This is a genomic window from Streptococcus sp. 1559, from assembly GCF_013276735.1.
GTDB lineage: Bacteria > Bacillota > Bacilli > Lactobacillales > Streptococcaceae > Streptococcus > Streptococcus pseudopneumoniae.
In genome coordinates this window covers 16,276-32,354 of record NZ_VMLO01000019.1, presented here as the reverse complement: position 1 = coordinate 32,354, position 16,079 = coordinate 16,276, and the positions used below count along the sequence as shown (strand labels likewise).

Genomic DNA, 16,079 nt, shown 5'->3' with positions numbered 1-16,079 from the left:
GTCAGTAACCACACCTACGACAAGGCGACGTTGACACGGTTTGAAGAGATTTTCGAAGAGTATTAGTCATTTTCTTGATTTTCTTCCCAATCATGGTAGGCAGCGTAGAGCTGGCTTTTATTCCACTGGTAAATCTTAGCGACTTCCTTGATAGCTTGATTTTTCTTCATGCCTTGCTGGATACGGGCTTGGATTTCTAAGAACAAGTCCTCCTCGTCTTTTTCCTCCACATCCTGACTGGCACCTTCAACAATGAGAAGGCATTCTCCTTTAAGTGGCGTTTCAGCAATGCTTTCCAATAACTCAGAAATGGTACCGCGTTGGTATTCTTCATAGATTTTAGTCAATTCCCTGACCAAGACAACCGAGCGGTTACCGTAGACTTCTAACATATTTTCCAACGTATCTGCTACACGATGAGGCGATTCATAGAAAATCTGAGTTTCAGGATAATCTTTTTTCGAGTCGAAAAATTGCTTTTGCTGGCCTGATTTTCTCGGTAAAAAGCCGTAAAAGATATGTGGTTGTGGCGCTAGACCACTGGCAATCAAGGCAGAAATTCCTGCAGAGGCACCTGGAACAGTCACAACTGCAATTTCTTCCTCAATAGCTGCCTTAACCAAATCATGACCAGGGTCTGAAATGCTAGGCAAACCGGCATCAGAGACCTGAGCAATACTTTGCCCTGCTTTCAAGAAACCAATCAAATCAGGAATTTTTTCCTTGGCATTGTGCTCATGAAAACTGATCTGCTTGGTGGAAATGTCAAAATGCTTGAGCAAAAGCCCTGTATTGCGCGTATCCTCAGCAGCAATCCAATCTACTTCTTTCAAGGTCTGGATAGCACGAAAAGTCATATCATCTAGATTGCCAATCGGCGTTGCCACTAGATACAGCTTGCCATAGGGAGACTGCCCCTTAAAACTTTTTTGAATTTGCATGCCTACTCCCTGTATAACAACTCATCACAGAACATACATTCTTCGTCCTGCTCTCGACGTTGTCCATAAAAATCATTACATACGTGAAATCCATCACGGTAAATACGACGGACACTTTCGCGAACATGCTTGGCCTTGACGGGAGCGTCTGCTTCCACCTCACCCAAGCGTTCTCGCAACTTACTATTTTCCAAGCGAAGAGCTGTATTTTCTTCTACCAAGCTCTTGAGATTTTTCTTGATGGCTTCCACATCGGCTAAGGTTACCAATAATTGTTGGGAAAAATCATCCAGCGCGTCAAATAATTCTTTTTTGTCCATAAAACAGCCCTTTCCTTTCTTTATCATTCATTTTTGAGTTTATATTTCTTTCAAGACCAGATATTCCATGGCATTTTGAAAGCTGACATTAGCTTGCCACATTTTTCTAGCTTCTAGTAAATCTTGTAGAATCACTCTTACTCTTACCTGCAAGAGGTCCTGCCCACAGAGAACTTCAAGAATCCGTAAAACCTGATCCTGTTTTTCCTTATCATCTGCCAAGTTGGCTAATTTGGCAACCTGTAGATAACTTTCTTTTTTCTTAGCTACTAACCAAGTCAGCAGGCGTTCACTTTCATCGACCAAGGTCCAAAAACTTGCCTGATTAGCCAACTTTTCTGCTTCAGCTCGCGATTGACTAAACTTAGTTAAAAGAGTCGCTTTTTTCTTAACAAGTCCCATTTGTTCTAAGAGTAAGATAAGTTTTTCTTCTTGCTTTTTAAAGTGGAAGATCTGAGTCCGACTTCGGATTGTCGGTAACATCTTTTCCTCATCGCTAGTCAAGAAGAAAATATAAACTTCACTCTGGGGTTCTTCGATGACCTTGAGCAGAGAATTGGCTGCGTTGGGATGCATTTTATCCGCTTGCTCGATGATAAAGACCTGTTGCTGGCTTTCAATCCCTGCTTGAGAAAACTGTCCCACCAATTCCCGAATGCGTTCTGTCTTGATGACCTGATTGACTGGCTTAATCAAGGTGACATCTGGAAACTCTTCCTGTTCAATCAGCTTGCAACTTCGGCATTTCTCACATGGTAAGACGCCAACTTTATCCGTACAAAAGAGGCTCTTAGCTAAAAATTGCGCCATTTCCAAGCTTCCAAAGAAACCTGAAAAGAGATAGGCGTGATTGAGCTGGTCTTGTTCTAAGATACGGACAAAACGGTCAAACTGATCTGGTTGCCAAGCCTTTAGTTGATCTTGTTTCATTTGGCCAAGCCCATTCCGTCAAACAAGACAGCCTTGGTAGTTTCCACAACTTGCTCCAAAGGGAGACTAGCATCAATCTTGACAATGCGATTTCCCTCTTTATCCAGAAGAGAAAGGTAGCCTTGACGAACTTTTTTATGCAAGTCCAACCCTTCCAAATCCAAACGATTAACCTCGCGGTCACTATTAGCAGCAATACGAGCCAGTCCTTCTTCCACCTCGATGTCAAAATAGAGTGTCAAATCGGGTTTGAGGCCATCTGTCGCAAACTGATTGAGCCAGTCAATGGCTTCAATATCTAAGCCACGACCAAATCCCTGATAGGCAACAGAACTATCGATAAAACGATCCATAATGACCAGCTTGCCAGCTTCAAGGGCTGGAAGAACTTTTTCCACCAAGTGCTGTCTGCGACTGGCAATATAGAGAAGCAACTCTGTCTTCGCATCCATCTGAGTATGACTTGGATCCAAAATTACTTCCCGAATCTTCTCCCCAATCAAGACTCCGCCAGGTTCACGGGTCGTCAGCACCTCTACCCCTTTTTCCTCTAAAATTGGTAGCAGAGCCTCTAAAACACTGGTCTTTCCTGCTCCCTCTGGTCCCTCAAGAGAGACTAAAAATCCTTTTGACATGTCTAACTCATTTCTTTTTTACTACTTCTATTCTATCAAAAAAATAGGGGTTTGTGACAATCTTTTTGTCTTCTCATTTCATACTCAATGAAAATCAAAGAGCAAACTAGGAAGCTAGTCGCAGGTTGCTCAAAACACTGTTTTGAGGTTGCAGATGGAAGCTGACGCAGTTTGAAGAGATTTTCGAAGAGTATCAACCACCATAAAAGAGGCAGACAAATCCACCTCTTATTTACCTAGTTCTTGTGTTCGTTTGTAGGCTTGACCAACTGCATCCATGACCGTTCCTCGAAAAGCATGCGCTTCTAGGCTCGCTACACCAGCGATAGTCGAACCGCCTGGGCTGCAAACTTGGTCTTTCAAAACTCCAGGATGTTGCTGACTTTCAAGGACCAATTGTCCAGCTCCTACCACAGTTTGAGCTGCCATTTTCAATGCTGTTTCTCGTGGCAATCCAGTCTGAACACCTGCATCTGCCAAGGCCTCGATAAAAAGATAGACAAAGGCTGGTCCACAACCTGCAAGACCTGTCGCTGCATCTATTAAGCTTTCTCCAAGTTCAACCAAAAGACCAGCCTTGGCTAAAAGCTGACAAAAGAGCTCACTGTCCTCAGCCCTGCAATTAGAAGACAAGGCATAACTAATCACTCCTTGTCCGATAGAAGCAGGGGTATTGGGCATCATACGAATAATTCTGTGCTGACTTGGAAGAAGACTAGCGAGTTTTCCCAAGGTCAATCCAGCTGCCATCGAAATCAAAAGAAGACTCTCTCGTTTTTCAAGGATAGTCTGGTATTGAGAAAGCAAGTCTGAGAACTGAGCAGGCTTCACTCCTAGAAAAATCACATCTGCTTCTGCAAACATTTCTTCATTGCTGGAAGCCTGACCACCAAAGTCTGCAATGAAAGCATCTACCTTAGCTTGACTACGATTGGCAAGGAGAATCTCATCTGACGTCCTAGTCTGCAAGACAGATTTTGCCAAGCTAGCACCCATATTCCCCAAACCGATAAATCCAATCTTCATCTCTTACTCCCTTATCTGTCCATCACCAGTAACCACATACTTGTAGCTAGTCAACTCTTTCAAGCCCATGGGACCACGCGCGTGCAATTTCTGAGTAGAAATTCCCATCTCACATCCAAGACCAAATTGTCCACCATCGGTAAAACGAGTTGAGGCATTGACATAGACAGCTGCAGAGTCCACTTGATCTGTAAAGTAAGCTGCAGCTTCAGCATTTTCCGTTACAATGGCATCCGAATGATGGGTACTATGGGCTTCAATATGGGCAACCGCTTCTTCTAAACTGCTCACAACCTTAACAGCTAAGACATAGTCTAAAAACTCGGTGTCAAAGTCTTGTGCCTCAGCTGCTTGACCTGAAAGAAACTGACTGGCTTTCTCATCCAAGCGGAATTGAATTGGTTCCAACCCAACTTCTTTACGCTCTGCAACTAGAACTTGCTCCAAGCGAGGAAGGAAGCTTGCTGCCTTGTCTTCATGAACCAGCAGAACCTCCATGGCATTGCAAACAGAGGGACGACTGGTTTTAGCATTGTTGATGATAGACAGCGCCTTGTCTTCGTCTGCATCCTTATCCACATAGACATGGACAATCCCAGTCCCTGTCTCGATAACAGGTACAATCGCATTCTCAACCACTGCATTGATCAAGCCAGCTCCTCCACGAGGAATGAGGAGGTCTAGATAGCCCTTGGCCTTCATCATAGCATAACTACTTTCATGGCTAGTATCTTCCACCAGTTGAATCACATTTGGGTGAATAGTAGTCGTCTCCAAGCCCTTCTTCAAGGCTGTGACAATGGCATGGGTTGTTTGATAGGCATCCTTACCACTACGAAGAACAACCGCATTTCCACTCTTAAGAGTCAAAGCAGCCGCATCAGACGTCACATTTGGACGGCTTTCATAGATAATACCGATGACACCCATAGCTACACGTTTTTTTGTGATAACCAAACCATTTTCAAGCTGACTTGTTTCTAAAACTTCACCGATTGGATCTGGGAAGGCAACCACTTCACGAATTCCTCTTGCCATCGCTTCTATACGATCTGCATCCAAATAAAGACGATCCAACATCACATCTGAGATTTTCCCCTTAGCCGCTGCCATATCGAGGGCATTAGCCGCTAAAATTTCCTCAGTAGCAGCCACTAAGTGATCAGCCATGGCTAGCAAGGCTTGGTTTTTCACTTCTTCACTAGCTGTGTTAATCGATTTTTTAACAGCCTGTACCTGTTCAAATTGTTCTTGTCTACTCACCATAGTTTACCTCTAAAATTCTGTAAAAAGTAGTTGGATTTCAGGAGTAATGGAAATCCAGTCGTCACGGTAAATCAAGACACCCTTGGCTTTTTGAGAACGCAACATATCCTCCAAAGCAGATGCTCCAAATTGCACGCGTCCTTTTCCAAGTGATTTTCCACTTTCCTTATCAAATACTGTCACGATATCACCGTAAGAAAAGGCTCCTTCTGCTTCAACGATACCAGATAAGAGAAGACTCTTTCCATGTTGAGAGAGAGCTTCCGCAGCCCCTTTATCAACCCAAATAGAACCTTGACTCTGAGCATAAAAGGCCAGCCATTGTTTCTGGGTACGAAGCCCCTTCTCTTGCGCAACAAAGTAGGAACCATCCTTGGTCTCCTCAGCCGCTTCAATCATGGCATCTGACTTCAAGGATGAGCAGATATAAACAGGAACACCCGATTCTGTCGCAATAGTTGCAGCTTTGATTTTGGTTAACATGCCCCCAGTTCCGTTTGACGAACCAGCTCCACCGGCCATATCGATAATCTCACGATTGATAGTCTCGATTTGCTCCAAACGTTTGGCTCTTGGATCTGAATTAGGATTTCCTGTATAGAGACCATCTACGTCTGTCAAGAGGATCAAAAGGTCTGCTTGGACCATGGCCGCCACCTGTGCACTCAGAGTATCATTGTCCCCAACCTTGAGCTCATCAATAACAACACTATCATTCTCATTGATGATAGGAATCGCCCCACGGCTAAGTAAAACCGACAAAGCCTGATGGGCATTTTTATAACGACGCTTATCTACAAAGTCATCCTGGGTTAGCAAGATTTGTGCAGAAACGATTTGGCGCAAGAGAAGATTGGTCGTGTATTCTTCCAACAAAAGCCCTTGTCCTACCGCTGCTGAAGCCTGTTTATCAGCAATTTTAGTCGGACGCTTTTTAAATCCTAAGGCTCCAAAACCAGCCGCAATGGCACCTGAAGACACCAAAATCAACTCATGACCAGCCTCGTGCAGCATAGCCAACTGCTGGGTAATATCCTTTACCTTACTACGTGATAAACTTCCATCCTCATTTGTCAGAGAAGAAGTACCCACCTTAAAGACAATCCGTTTGTATTTCATAGTCTCACTCCGATTATTCATATTTATCCATTATAACATGAATAACAGGAAATAGAAAAGAGTTGATAGGAAAAAGAAGGCCCTAAAACCTTCTTTTCTACTACTGTTCTGATTCCGATTTGTTTACACTCGTTTCAGAGCTTTGTGAAGTTGAGGATGTCAAATCTTGACTAGTTGAAGAATTTGTAACACTTTCATGTTGACTCGTTTCTTTATTTTCAAGATCCTTTTTCACTACTTCTTTGGATTCTTTTATTTCTGAATGACTTGTAGTTTTAATTGTAGCAGATTTCTCGATCGGAACATCCACTAACCAGGCACCACTTGAATCCACAGTATAGCCTTCTGGTGTCTTACCATTCACAAGTAATTGACCATTTTCTTTCAAGAAGTACCATTTATCCTTGTCTTTAATCCAACCTATAGCTCGTGAACCATCTGTCTTGTAGAAATACCAATCATTTGCCTTTTTAAGCCAGCCTTGCTTCATAGCTCCTGATTCTTCTAGATAGTAATGATGTCCAGCAACTTCTATCTCACCTGTCTTCATGATACCAGTAGAATCCATATAGTACCAGGCTTCTTTATCTTTTACCCAGCCCGTTTTCATTTCCCCTGATGGAGCAAAGTAATACCATTGCCCCTTATATTGAAGCCAACCTGTCTTCATAGAGCCATCAACATCCAAATAATACCACTGCTCTTTATCTTGAATCCAACCAATTTCCATCTGGTTTTCTTTGTTAAAATAATACCAGATTCCAGCGATTTTCTTCCAATTTTTAGCAGCAACACCAGAGTTTGTCAAATAGAACCAACGATTGTTCCATTTTTTCCATTGATTCTGTAATAAGATACCCGTTTGGTTAAAGTAATACCATTCACCCTTAATTTCATTCCAACCGACAGCATATTCTCCTGTAGAATCAGGCGCTTGATACCACCAGTTTCCATATGAACTCTTATGCCAACCAGCTTGAAAACTTGGAATAGGCTTGTAGGAAGTTGAAATGTTTACTAAACCGTCTTGTCGAATATCAAAAACTGTTGCATCATAGTCTTTGCTGGCTGCGTTGATTCTCTCAATTCCTCGTTCTTTGAGCCAATTAACATACTCACTATCAACACCATTTTTCCAAGGTAGACTATCCGAAGTTTGAACAATCAAACTCGGACTCAAATTTTTAATAAAATCCTTGGTATTTGATTTGTTGGTATCATGGTGATGATTAAACTTCATCAAATCAACTTTTCCAATGAGAGGTCCATACTTATCTTCCGCTCCATGCACATTATCTAAGTCGCCCCCAAGGTAAATTTTCTTACCATTGACTTTTACTACGCTAATCAAGGAATTGGAATTATCATCCCAAATTTTCTTTAATTCACCTGATGAATCTGTTTCATTTTCATAATTATATAGTTGAATATCCATGTCTCCAAACTGAAAATGAGCATCTCCTTGTGTGATATTTTGAATAACTGAAACACCTTTTTCAGCAGCAGTCTTTAAAACCTTATCATAGCCATACAGATTATCCCAAAGACGTTCAGGCTTAGTAATACGATTATCACTATATTTCTTAAGATAGACTCGGTCAACTGGATAGGTAGACAGTAATTCATCAACATTTCCAATATGGTCACTGTGGGTATGGGTTACCAAAATAAAATCAAGTTTTTGGACACCCAATTCCTTCAAACGACGAAAGACACGGTCTGTTAGAACATGCTTATAAGTTGTATTGATACCCTGTCTCCATGGATAACGAGAATCACTTCCATCTGGGAAATCATAATCTTCTCCTGTATCCACCATGGCAAAATGTCCATTGCTTTCAAGAATAATCGCATCACTGCCACCTTCATGAACATTTATAAAGTGGATTTTATTTCCTGAACTTTCTTGAGCTTGAACATTTCCATACCATGACAAGCCTAAAAAAGCGCCTGCAAGTGCTAAACTAGTTAATTTCTTTTTCATTCTTACTTCCTCAATCTCTCCAATGTTTCCTTAAAAATTGCTGGGATATCTGCTGTAAATTCTAAGGTCTCACCTGTTCTCGGATGAGTAAAACCTAGAGTCTTGGCATGAAGAAATTGTCCATGCCCCTTAAGTGTCTTACGAGGACCATAGACTTCATCCCCAGCAACTGGATGACCGATATAAGCCATGTGGACACGAATCTGATGGGTACGCCCTGTCTCTAGTTGCAACTCCACTAAGCTATAATCGCCAAAGCGTTCCAAGACGTGGAAACGAGTTACTGCAGGTTTCCCTTTAGCAGTCACAGCCTGTTTCTTACGATCTTTTTCACTCCGGCCAATCGGTGCTTCAATCACACCGCGATCATTGGGCAAATTTCCATGAACAATCGCCCAATATTTGCGGAGAGACTTTTTATCCTTGAGTTCTTGGGCAAGTGCTAGATGCGCCTCATCATTTTTAGCAATCATAAGAAGACCTGACGTATCCTTATCAATACGATGAACAATTCCTGGACGCAGAACCCCATTGATACCCGACAAGTCCTTAATATGATACATAAGGGCATTTACTAGGGTTCCACTAGTATGACCAGCACTCGGATGCACAACCATTCCCTGAGGTTTGTTGACAACAGCCACATCCTCATCTTGGTAGATGATTTCTAGCGGAAGATCCTCAGCCACATACTCTAAAACCTCTGGTTCTGGCACATGGTAAGTGACGACATCGCCCTCTTGGACAGTGTATTTAGCTTTCTTGACTTGGCCATTGACCAAGACCTGGCCTGATTTGATTTGTTCATTCGCGAGACTACGTGATAATTCTGTCAAATCTGACAAAGCCTTATCTAAACGCAGGCCACCAGTTTCAATTTTAATTTCCATTTATTTCCTCTTTTAGCATTGCAATCAATAAAATAATCACTCCAACAGTCAGATAGCTATCTGCCACATTGAAAATTGCAAAATTGATAAAGTCAAGGTGAAACATATCCACAACAAAGCCCTGACTGACCCTGTCAATAAAGTTTCCAAGACCACCCGCGATTATCAGAGTCAAACCCAAGACCATCCAGAATGAGTCCTCCATGTGCTTATGTAGATACCAAATGGCACCTACCACGACGACCAGGGTAATGACAGCGAATAACAACTGCTGATCTTGTAAGATAGAAAAGGCTGCCCCTCGATTTTGCAGGTAGGTCAAGCTAACGAAATTGGGAATCCAGGAGCGCACTTCACCCAGTGGAATCTGTTGGACGATATAGGATTTAACTAACTGATCCAGCGCAATCAAAAGCAGTACAATGACTGCCACTATTCCTCTTTTTTTCATGATTTCCTCTTCTGATTAAAATATTCTTGCATGACTTCTACGAAAAGAGTTCCAGCTTGACTCAGCTCCACTTCTTCACGTTTAACATAGACCATGCGGTTATCTAGGTTATCCTTGAGACGAATAACTGTGATGCCATTCACACTGTCACTATCTAAAAATCCAGAACCTGTCGCATAAGCGTCCGTCCGCTCCAAAATACCATTCAAAGTAGCACGGTCTGTCACATTAAACATCTGCGAGCTCGCGCTGGTATCAACAAAGTTCTCTGAATAATAAAGATACTCGTCTTTCTCTTGCGTGAAACGAACCGTTGGTAGATCCGCTAAATCCTCCATGACCAATTCCTCTTTCTGAGCTAAAGGATGCCCCTCACGGAGATAAATATGGGTATGGAAGGGAATTAGTTCAATAACCTCTAGGCCTAACTTTTCAACCCGTTGCATAATCCCTTTTTTATTTTGATTATTGAGGTAGATAATCCCAATCTCACTGTGACCTTGCGCTACTTCGTCTAAAATTTGAACAGTAGTTGATTCAAAAATACGGAAGTTCTTATAATCAGGATAGCGCTCTGAAAAGGCCGTAATGGTTGGTGGCAAGAAGTCATAGTGCTGACTGGCAATGGAAAATTCATCCTTTTCTTCCTCAGGATGGGCATACTGATTTTGAAAAATATCAAATCCTTTAACCAATTCTTGCGCTTTTTCATAGAATTCCATACCACGACGAGTCAAGAAAGTCCCTGAGCTGGTCCGACGGAAAATCTTAAAACCCAATTCTTTTTCCAAATCACGAACAGAAATAGACAGACTCGGCTGACTAACATACATCTTTTCAGCAGCTTCACGAAAAGTACCGCTATTGGCAATGGCCACAACATAGCGTAATTGTTGAATGTTCATCTTCTACCTCCAACTTCTTTATCTTTTCATTATACCATATTTTAGAAGTTTTCCAAAAAGGAAAAAAGAACATCCTATTCTTCTTAACCTTCTTAACTATCTTCACTATCTGCCTTTCTCAAGCCAACCTTATTTTCAAAATCAATTCAAAAAATAACTGGATACACACCACTCCAATATCGAAAAGAAAAACGTTGACTATTTGTGAAAAAAGAAAATGCCGGAAAGTTCCGACATTTTTTTAGTAAGCTAACTTCCTGAAAATAGGAGTAACCATACATTCCAGAAGGCAGTGATATTGATGAGAATATGAACTAGTATTGGATAGTAGAGATTTTTTGTCATGCGATACAGTAGAGCTAAAATGAGACCTCCACTAGCATAAATGAAAAAAGCAAGAGGAGTTAAAGCAAAATTGATATGAATATAACCGAAAATAATAGCAGAAAGCAAGACATCTCCGTACCAAGGCGAGTTTTTGAAAAAGGTTGTCATAAGCACACCGCGATAAATCAATTCCTCAGCAATAGGGCCGATGAAGCAAGCCATGAGCAAGAAATAGGGTAATTCCTGTCTCCCTATCATTTCTATCGTTTCATTCAAAGAAATTTGATTTGAAGACGAGGGTATGAAATAAGACAAGAGGACGTCAGACATATACAAAATGATGTAACCCAGTAAAAGGTAGATAAAGTGCCTCAGCTGCCATTTGAAATGAAAAGTCTTCTTTCCTGCAAAAACTAGTAGATAGATGACCGCTAATAAAAGACCTCCACTCTCCATCCAAAGCAGAATCTGAAAAAATTCACGACTTGCTGGTAGATAGGGCTTTGCGAGGTGATTGAAAATTCCCCAAAACCAAGTTGATTTGTAAAAAATTAAGGATAATGCTAGTAAAATCTGAATAATCCGTTTTTTCATATTAAATCCTCTGTTTTCTCCATATTCCTAATAAATTTTACTTAAAATCTCGCAGGACTTCCTTTGCAAAGATGATTGCCTCCTCCAATATATCCTAAATCATAGGTTCCTCTGGGACAAAATCCATGAACCGGCATAGTTAATACCGGCTCTATTTGCCAAGGAAAATAACCATTAGGTTCTTTTCCATAGGGATCTGCTCCACCTTGTATCAGCTCTAATTCTTCATTTGTTAGATTTATATTTTTTGTCATTAAAATCATGATATATTTCCTCCGTTATTGTTTAGATTAGTTGAGTAATCTGATACTCATACCTACTTACAAAAAACTATTATATTAAGTTGGTTTTTTAATTTGTCTAGTTGCAACGTTGACAAGTTTAGTATAACATATCTTGGCCAAATATCCTCTTCAAATCATGAATTGTCATCAAAACGTCCTAAACTGCAAAATCAATTAGCTCCTGTCCCTTTGACCGTCATCTTCTCCAAAATATGTTATAATAATACCAAAAGATAAAGAAGGAAGACCTATGATTAAACTACTAGCCTTGGATATGGACGGAACCCTCCTCGATGAAGCCAAGGAAATTCCACAAGCTCACATTACTGCTATTCACCAAGCTATTGAAAAAGGTGTCAAATTGGTTCTTTGTACGGGTCGCCCGCTTTTCGGTGTCCTCCCCTACTACAAAAAACTGGGGCTTGGCCTCCAGAATGAGTATGTGATTGTTAACAATGGTTGCTCAACTCACCAGACAAGTGACTGGGGACTAGTTGACTGGCAAGAACTTAGTCCAGCAGACATCGAATACCTCTATGATCTAGCTGAAAAAAGTGATGTTCAGTTGACTCTTTTTGATGAGAAACATTATTTCGTCCTCGGTGGCAAGCCTAATCAAGTCATCCAGAATGATGCCGACCTAGTCTTTTCAGACTTGACTGAAATTTCCCTTGAGGAAGCGACTAGTGGTAAATATCGTATGTTCCAAGGCATGTTTTTGGGCAACGAAGAACAAACAGACGATTTTGAGCAGCGTTTTGCTGAGGAACTCTGCCAACGATTCAGTGGAGTTCGTTCGCAGCCTGTCATTTATGAAGCTATGCCACTTGGAACGACCAAGGCTACCGCTCTTTCACGATTAGCAGAGATTTTGAAGATTGATTCCTCAGAGATTATGGCCATGGGCGATGCTAATAACGATATCGAAATGCTCCAGTTTGCAGGGATGGGCATTGCAATGGGAAATGCAAGCGATTATGTCAAATCTCTTGCGGATGCCGTTACAGCAAGCAACGAAGAAGACGGTGTTGCGCGTACCATTGAGAAATATATTCTATAAATCTCGTAGCGGAGCAAATGTCTCTGATCAAACTGGACACTACGAATCCTTAATCAATCCAGAATTGACCTATATGGGTTTGGCAGCCTTTGAAAACCCTGTTACTCAAAATGGATGGATTACCGTTGCACAAAGTTTCGGAACATCATCTGGTGGCTCTGAAGAATTAGCTGGTGGTTATGGAAAAGCCATTCAATACATAGAAGCCTACTCTTCTCAGATTCAAACATTTGCGACTAAGGCGAATCTTTTTGACAAAAATTTGAAGGCTATCGGAACTCATAAAATCAAAAATGAAAATAAGAGTACAACGAATAATTCCTACAATTTCTTTAACCAAATGCAAGAAGTAGGTAAAAGTATGGGTTTTTGGCGACAAGCTGGCTCGCGTTGGTAGTTTATGCAACTTGATGGGATCTTACCCTTACAATCAGTGGGCAAAATTAGATAATATCTGGTATCGCTTCGATAGTTCAGTCTGGATGCAAGCAGGTTGGTTGAAAGACGGTGAGACTTGGTACTATCTCGACGGTTCAGGTGCTATGAAAACAGGCTGGATGAAGGTATCTGGCAAATGGTACTATGCTTATAGCTCTGGTGCTCTAGCAATCAATACGACTACACCAGACGGTTACCGTGTTAATTACAATGGGGAATGGGTAGGATGGTTTAACTACAACAAAAATACTCTATACTATCTCACAGTGAGTAGTCTTCACTTTCAAATAGTATAGAGATTTTTATTTACCTAGTATAGCTCTTATCTTAGGTGTTTATAACAAACTGAAACAAGAGTGGGACAAAAGAGCCTCGTAAAAGGTATTGCAACTTGGTAATACCTTTTTGAGGTGCTTTTTGATATGAGCACATGTCTTCTCAATAGGATTGTACTCAGGTGAGTAGGGAGGAAGGGGTAAAAGTTTATGCCCAAACTCTTCACACAAGAATTCTATCCTAGCTATTCTATTGGAATCTTGCATTATCCATAATAATAACTGAGGGTGTGGTTAATGTTGGTAAGAGAAATTTCTGAAACCATGCTTCAAAAAAGTCGCTCGTCATCGTCTCTTCGTAGGTCATTGGAGCGATTAAGTCACCATTTGTTAGACCTGCAACCAAAGAAATCCCCTGATATCTTCTTCCAGAGACTTTACCTCCTATTAACTGACCCTTTGATGAGCGACCATATTCTCGATAAAAGTAAGTATCGAATCCTGTTTCATCAATATAAACAGGTGCTAAGTGCTTTAAACTATTAAAATTCTTAAGAAATAAGGCTACTTTTTCTGGGTCTTGTTCATAGATAGTATAGTACTTTATGGTTACCGAACAAGTCTAATGAAAAAATTCTGATGATAGTTCTAAATCTCAATAACCGCTTGGGTTCCATGATCCAACTCCAGCAAGACATCTATACTTGTATAGAAAATCCTGCCCTGAATAAGGAGATGTAAATATTTCTTTCCTCCAAAATGGTCATAGTTTTGCTGGCAAATCTAACATATCATGGATAAATTAACAAGTGATTTCTGAATTGCTAAACATTTTCTTTTCTTATAGCATATTTTCAGATTTTCTCTTTGAGAAAGATATTTACAAGAAAAAGGTTCGTTTTTTGTCTATTTTCAAAAAGTCTTAAAACTAAATTGAAAGAATTTTTAGAAAATTTTTGTTTTTCTCTTTACAGTTTAAAAAAATTCTGCTATAATAGCTCATGTAATAAAATATGATAACAAAAGGAGAACGATATGACATCTGCTAAAGAATATATCCAAAGCGTGTTTGAAACTGTAAAAGCTCGTAATGGGCACGAGGCTGAATTCCTCCAAGCTGTTGAAGAATTTTTCAACACTTTGGAACCTGTATTTGAAAAACACCCTGAGTATATCGAAGAAAATATCTTGGCACGTATTACTGAGCCTGAGCGCGTAATTTCTTTCCGTGTTCCTTGGGTTGACCGTGATGGAAAAATTCAAGTAAACCGTGGTTACCGTGTTCAATTCAACTCAGCTGTTGGACCATACAAAGGAGGACTTCGTTTCCACCCAACTGTAAACCAAGGGATTTTGAAATTCCTCGGATTTGAACAAATCTTCAAAAACGTCTTGACTGGACTTCCAATCGGTGGAGGTAAAGGTGGATCAGACTTCGATCCTAAAGGTAAAACAGATGCTGAAGTGATGCGCTTCTGCCAAAGCTTCATGACTGAGTTGCAAAAACACATCGGACCATCACTTGACGTACCTGCTGGTGATATCGGCGTAGGTGGACGTGAAATTGGTTACCTTTATGGTCAATACAAGCGTCTTAACCAATTTGATGCTGGTGTCTTGACTGGTAAGCCTCTTGAATTTGGTGGTAGCTTGATTCGTCCAGAAGCAACTGGTTACGGTTTGGTTTACTATACTGAAGAAATGCTGAAAGCTAACGGTAATAGCTTTGCTGGTAAGAAAGTGGTTATTTCAGGTTCTGGGAACGTTGCTCAATACGCTCTTCAAAAAGCGACTGAACTTGGCGCTACTGTCATCTCTGTATCTGACTCAAACGGTTATGTCATCGATGAAAATGGTATCGACTTCGATCTTTTGGTTGATGTTAAAGAGAAACGTCGTGCTCGTTTGACTGAGTATGCAGCTGAGAAAGCAACTGCAACATATCACGAAGGTTCTGTATGGACTTACGCTGGAAACTATGATATTGCGCTTCCATGTGCTACTCAAAACGAAATCAACGGTGAAGCAGCTAAACGTTTGGTTGCTCAAGGCGTTATCTGTGTATCTGAAGGTGCCAACATGCCGAGCGACCTTGATGCCATCAAAATCTACAAAGAAAATGGTATCTTCTACGGACCTGCCAAAGCTGCCAACGCTGGTGGTGTAGCCGTTTCAGCCCTTGAAATGAGCCAAAACAGTCTTCGCCTCTCATGGACTCGTGAGGAAGTTGATGGACGTCTCAAAGACATCATGACAAACATCTTCAACACAGCTAAAACAACTTCAGAAACATATGGTCTTGATAAAGACTATCTTGCAGGAGCAAACATTGCTGCATTTGAAAATGTAGCAAACGCTATGATTGCCCAAGGTATTGTTTAAGATTCATTTGCTTAATCCTCAATCGCTTCGATTGGGGATTTTTATCTTGAGTTAAACGGTTGGGAAATTCTAATTTAATTAAATTAAATGAAATAAAAACCGAACAAATTGATTGCGGAATTCAAACCAATTTCTAACAATGTTTTATAAAACTCAGTGGACTATTCTAAATTCAATCTATTTTATACTTTTCGAAAATCTCTTCAAACCACGTCAGCGTCGCCTTACCGTAGATATGTTACTGACTTCGTC

The 16,079-nt window shown here is 40.8% G+C and carries 17 protein-coding genes and 2 pseudogenes; 5 read left to right on the top strand and 14 right to left on the bottom strand.

The genetic code is table 11. The features are described from left to right. Positions 1 to 62: 62 nt before the first annotated feature. The 11 genes from rsmI to HT688_RS03585 form a co-directional block, all read right to left on the bottom strand. On the bottom strand, positions 63 to 941 hold the full coding sequence (gene rsmI, locus HT688_RS03635; RefSeq protein WP_001166876.1) for a 16S rRNA (cytidine(1402)-2'-O)-methyltransferase: 879 nt from the start codon (positions 939 to 941) through the stop codon (positions 63 to 65). Between the two features lie 2 nt (positions 942 to 943). Continuing rightward, positions 944 to 1,261 carry a DNA replication initiation control protein YabA gene (yabA, locus tag HT688_RS03630; protein WP_000358228.1) on the bottom strand — a complete coding sequence of 106 codons (318 nt, stop codon included), beginning with the start codon at positions 1,259 to 1,261 and terminating at the stop codon, positions 944 to 946. A gap of 39 nt (positions 1,262 to 1,300) precedes the next feature. After that, positions 1,301 to 2,191, bottom strand: a complete 891-nt coding sequence (locus HT688_RS03625; protein ID WP_000806730.1) for a DNA polymerase III subunit delta' — start codon at positions 2,189 to 2,191, stop codon at positions 1,301 to 1,303. Then, on the bottom strand, positions 2,188 to 2,826 hold the full coding sequence (gene tmk / locus HT688_RS03620; protein WP_000033362.1) for a dTMP kinase: 639 nt from the start codon (positions 2,824 to 2,826) through the stop codon (positions 2,188 to 2,190). The genes HT688_RS03625 and tmk overlap by 4 nt, the downstream gene beginning before the upstream one ends. Before the next feature lie 228 nt (positions 2,827 to 3,054). Beyond that, positions 3,055 to 3,852, bottom strand: coding sequence for a pyrroline-5-carboxylate reductase (proC, locus tag HT688_RS03615; RefSeq protein WP_000689703.1), 798 nt, complete (start codon positions 3,850 to 3,852; stop codon positions 3,055 to 3,057). Between the two features lie 3 nt (positions 3,853 to 3,855). Then, entirely contained in the window at positions 3,856 to 5,118 is a 1,263-nt protein-coding gene (locus HT688_RS03610; protein WP_000254672.1) for a glutamate-5-semialdehyde dehydrogenase, read from the bottom strand. A 9-nt stretch (positions 5,119 to 5,127) separates the two neighbouring features. Continuing rightward, on the bottom strand, positions 5,128 to 6,237 hold the full coding sequence (proB, locus tag HT688_RS03605; RefSeq protein WP_000875755.1) for a glutamate 5-kinase: 1,110 nt from the start codon (positions 6,235 to 6,237) through the stop codon (positions 5,128 to 5,130). A gap of 100 nt (positions 6,238 to 6,337) precedes the next feature. Further along, entirely contained in the window at positions 6,338 to 8,221 is a 1,884-nt protein-coding gene (gene cbpE, locus HT688_RS03600) for a phosphorylcholine esterase CbpE (RefSeq protein ID WP_000728244.1), read from the bottom strand. A 2-nt stretch (positions 8,222 to 8,223) separates the two neighbouring features. Beyond that, on the bottom strand, positions 8,224 to 9,111 hold the full coding sequence (locus HT688_RS03595; protein ID WP_000403212.1) for an RluA family pseudouridine synthase: 888 nt from the start codon (positions 9,109 to 9,111) through the stop codon (positions 8,224 to 8,226). After that, a complete protein-coding gene (lspA, locus tag HT688_RS03590; protein ID WP_000745672.1) occupies positions 9,101 to 9,562 on the bottom strand; it encodes a signal peptidase II in 462 nt (153 codons plus the stop codon). The genes HT688_RS03595 and lspA overlap by 11 nt, the downstream gene beginning before the upstream one ends. Then, a complete protein-coding gene (locus tag HT688_RS03585) occupies positions 9,559 to 10,467 on the bottom strand; it encodes a LysR family transcriptional regulator (protein ID WP_001025687.1) in 909 nt (302 codons plus the stop codon). Before HT688_RS03585 ends, lspA begins: the two co-directional genes overlap by 4 nt. Here HT688_RS03585 and HT688_RS03580 point away from each other — a divergent pair. Then, a pseudogene (locus HT688_RS03580) lies at positions 10,460 to 10,665 on the top strand (AraC family transcriptional regulator). The gene HT688_RS03585 and the pseudogene HT688_RS03580 sit on opposite strands and share 8 nt — an antisense overlap. Before the next feature lie 51 nt (positions 10,666 to 10,716). On the opposite strand, the gene HT688_RS03575 reads toward HT688_RS03580, so the two are convergent. Together HT688_RS03575 and HT688_RS03570 are read right to left on the bottom strand one after the other, a co-directional pair. Continuing rightward, positions 10,717 to 11,388, bottom strand: coding sequence for a CPBP family intramembrane glutamic endopeptidase (locus HT688_RS03575; RefSeq protein ID WP_000746011.1), 672 nt, complete (start codon positions 11,386 to 11,388; stop codon positions 10,717 to 10,719). Positions 11,389 to 11,429: 41 nt separating this feature from the next. After that, on the bottom strand, positions 11,430 to 11,651 hold the full coding sequence (locus tag HT688_RS03570; RefSeq protein ID WP_000602445.1) for an SP_0924 family bacteriocin-like peptide: 222 nt from the start codon (positions 11,649 to 11,651) through the stop codon (positions 11,430 to 11,432). Positions 11,652 to 11,922: 271 nt separating this feature from the next. Between HT688_RS03570 and HT688_RS03565 the strand changes: the two genes are divergently transcribed. From HT688_RS03565 to HT688_RS12270, 3 genes are read left to right on the top strand one after another with little or no spacing between them, the layout of a single operon-like run. Next, the gene (locus HT688_RS03565; protein ID WP_000593560.1) at positions 11,923 to 12,732 is read left to right on the top strand and encodes an HAD family hydrolase; all 810 of its coding nucleotides are present in this window, start codon (positions 11,923 to 11,925) and stop codon (positions 12,730 to 12,732) included. Further along, positions 12,701 to 13,129 carry a hypothetical protein gene (locus HT688_RS12275; protein WP_007284893.1) on the top strand — a complete coding sequence of 143 codons (429 nt, stop codon included), beginning with the start codon at positions 12,701 to 12,703 and terminating at the stop codon, positions 13,127 to 13,129. The genes HT688_RS03565 and HT688_RS12275 overlap by 32 nt, the downstream gene beginning before the upstream one ends. Before the next feature lie 13 nt (positions 13,130 to 13,142). Continuing rightward, positions 13,143 to 13,466 (top strand): choline-binding protein, encoded by a 324-nt coding sequence (locus HT688_RS12270; RefSeq protein WP_007284892.1) that lies wholly within the window; start codon positions 13,143 to 13,145, stop codon positions 13,464 to 13,466. Between the two features lie 39 nt (positions 13,467 to 13,505). Here HT688_RS12270 and HT688_RS03550 read toward each other — a convergent pair. Beyond that, positions 13,506 to 14,049, bottom strand: a pseudogene (locus tag HT688_RS03550) (transposase); the annotation flags it as partial. A gap of 431 nt (positions 14,050 to 14,480) precedes the next feature. On the opposite strand from HT688_RS03550, the gene gdhA reads away from it, so the two are divergent. Next, entirely contained in the window at positions 14,481 to 15,827 is a 1,347-nt protein-coding gene (gdhA, locus tag HT688_RS03545) for an NADP-specific glutamate dehydrogenase (RefSeq protein WP_000199528.1), read from the top strand. The last annotated feature ends 252 nt before the right edge of the window (positions 15,828 to 16,079 follow it).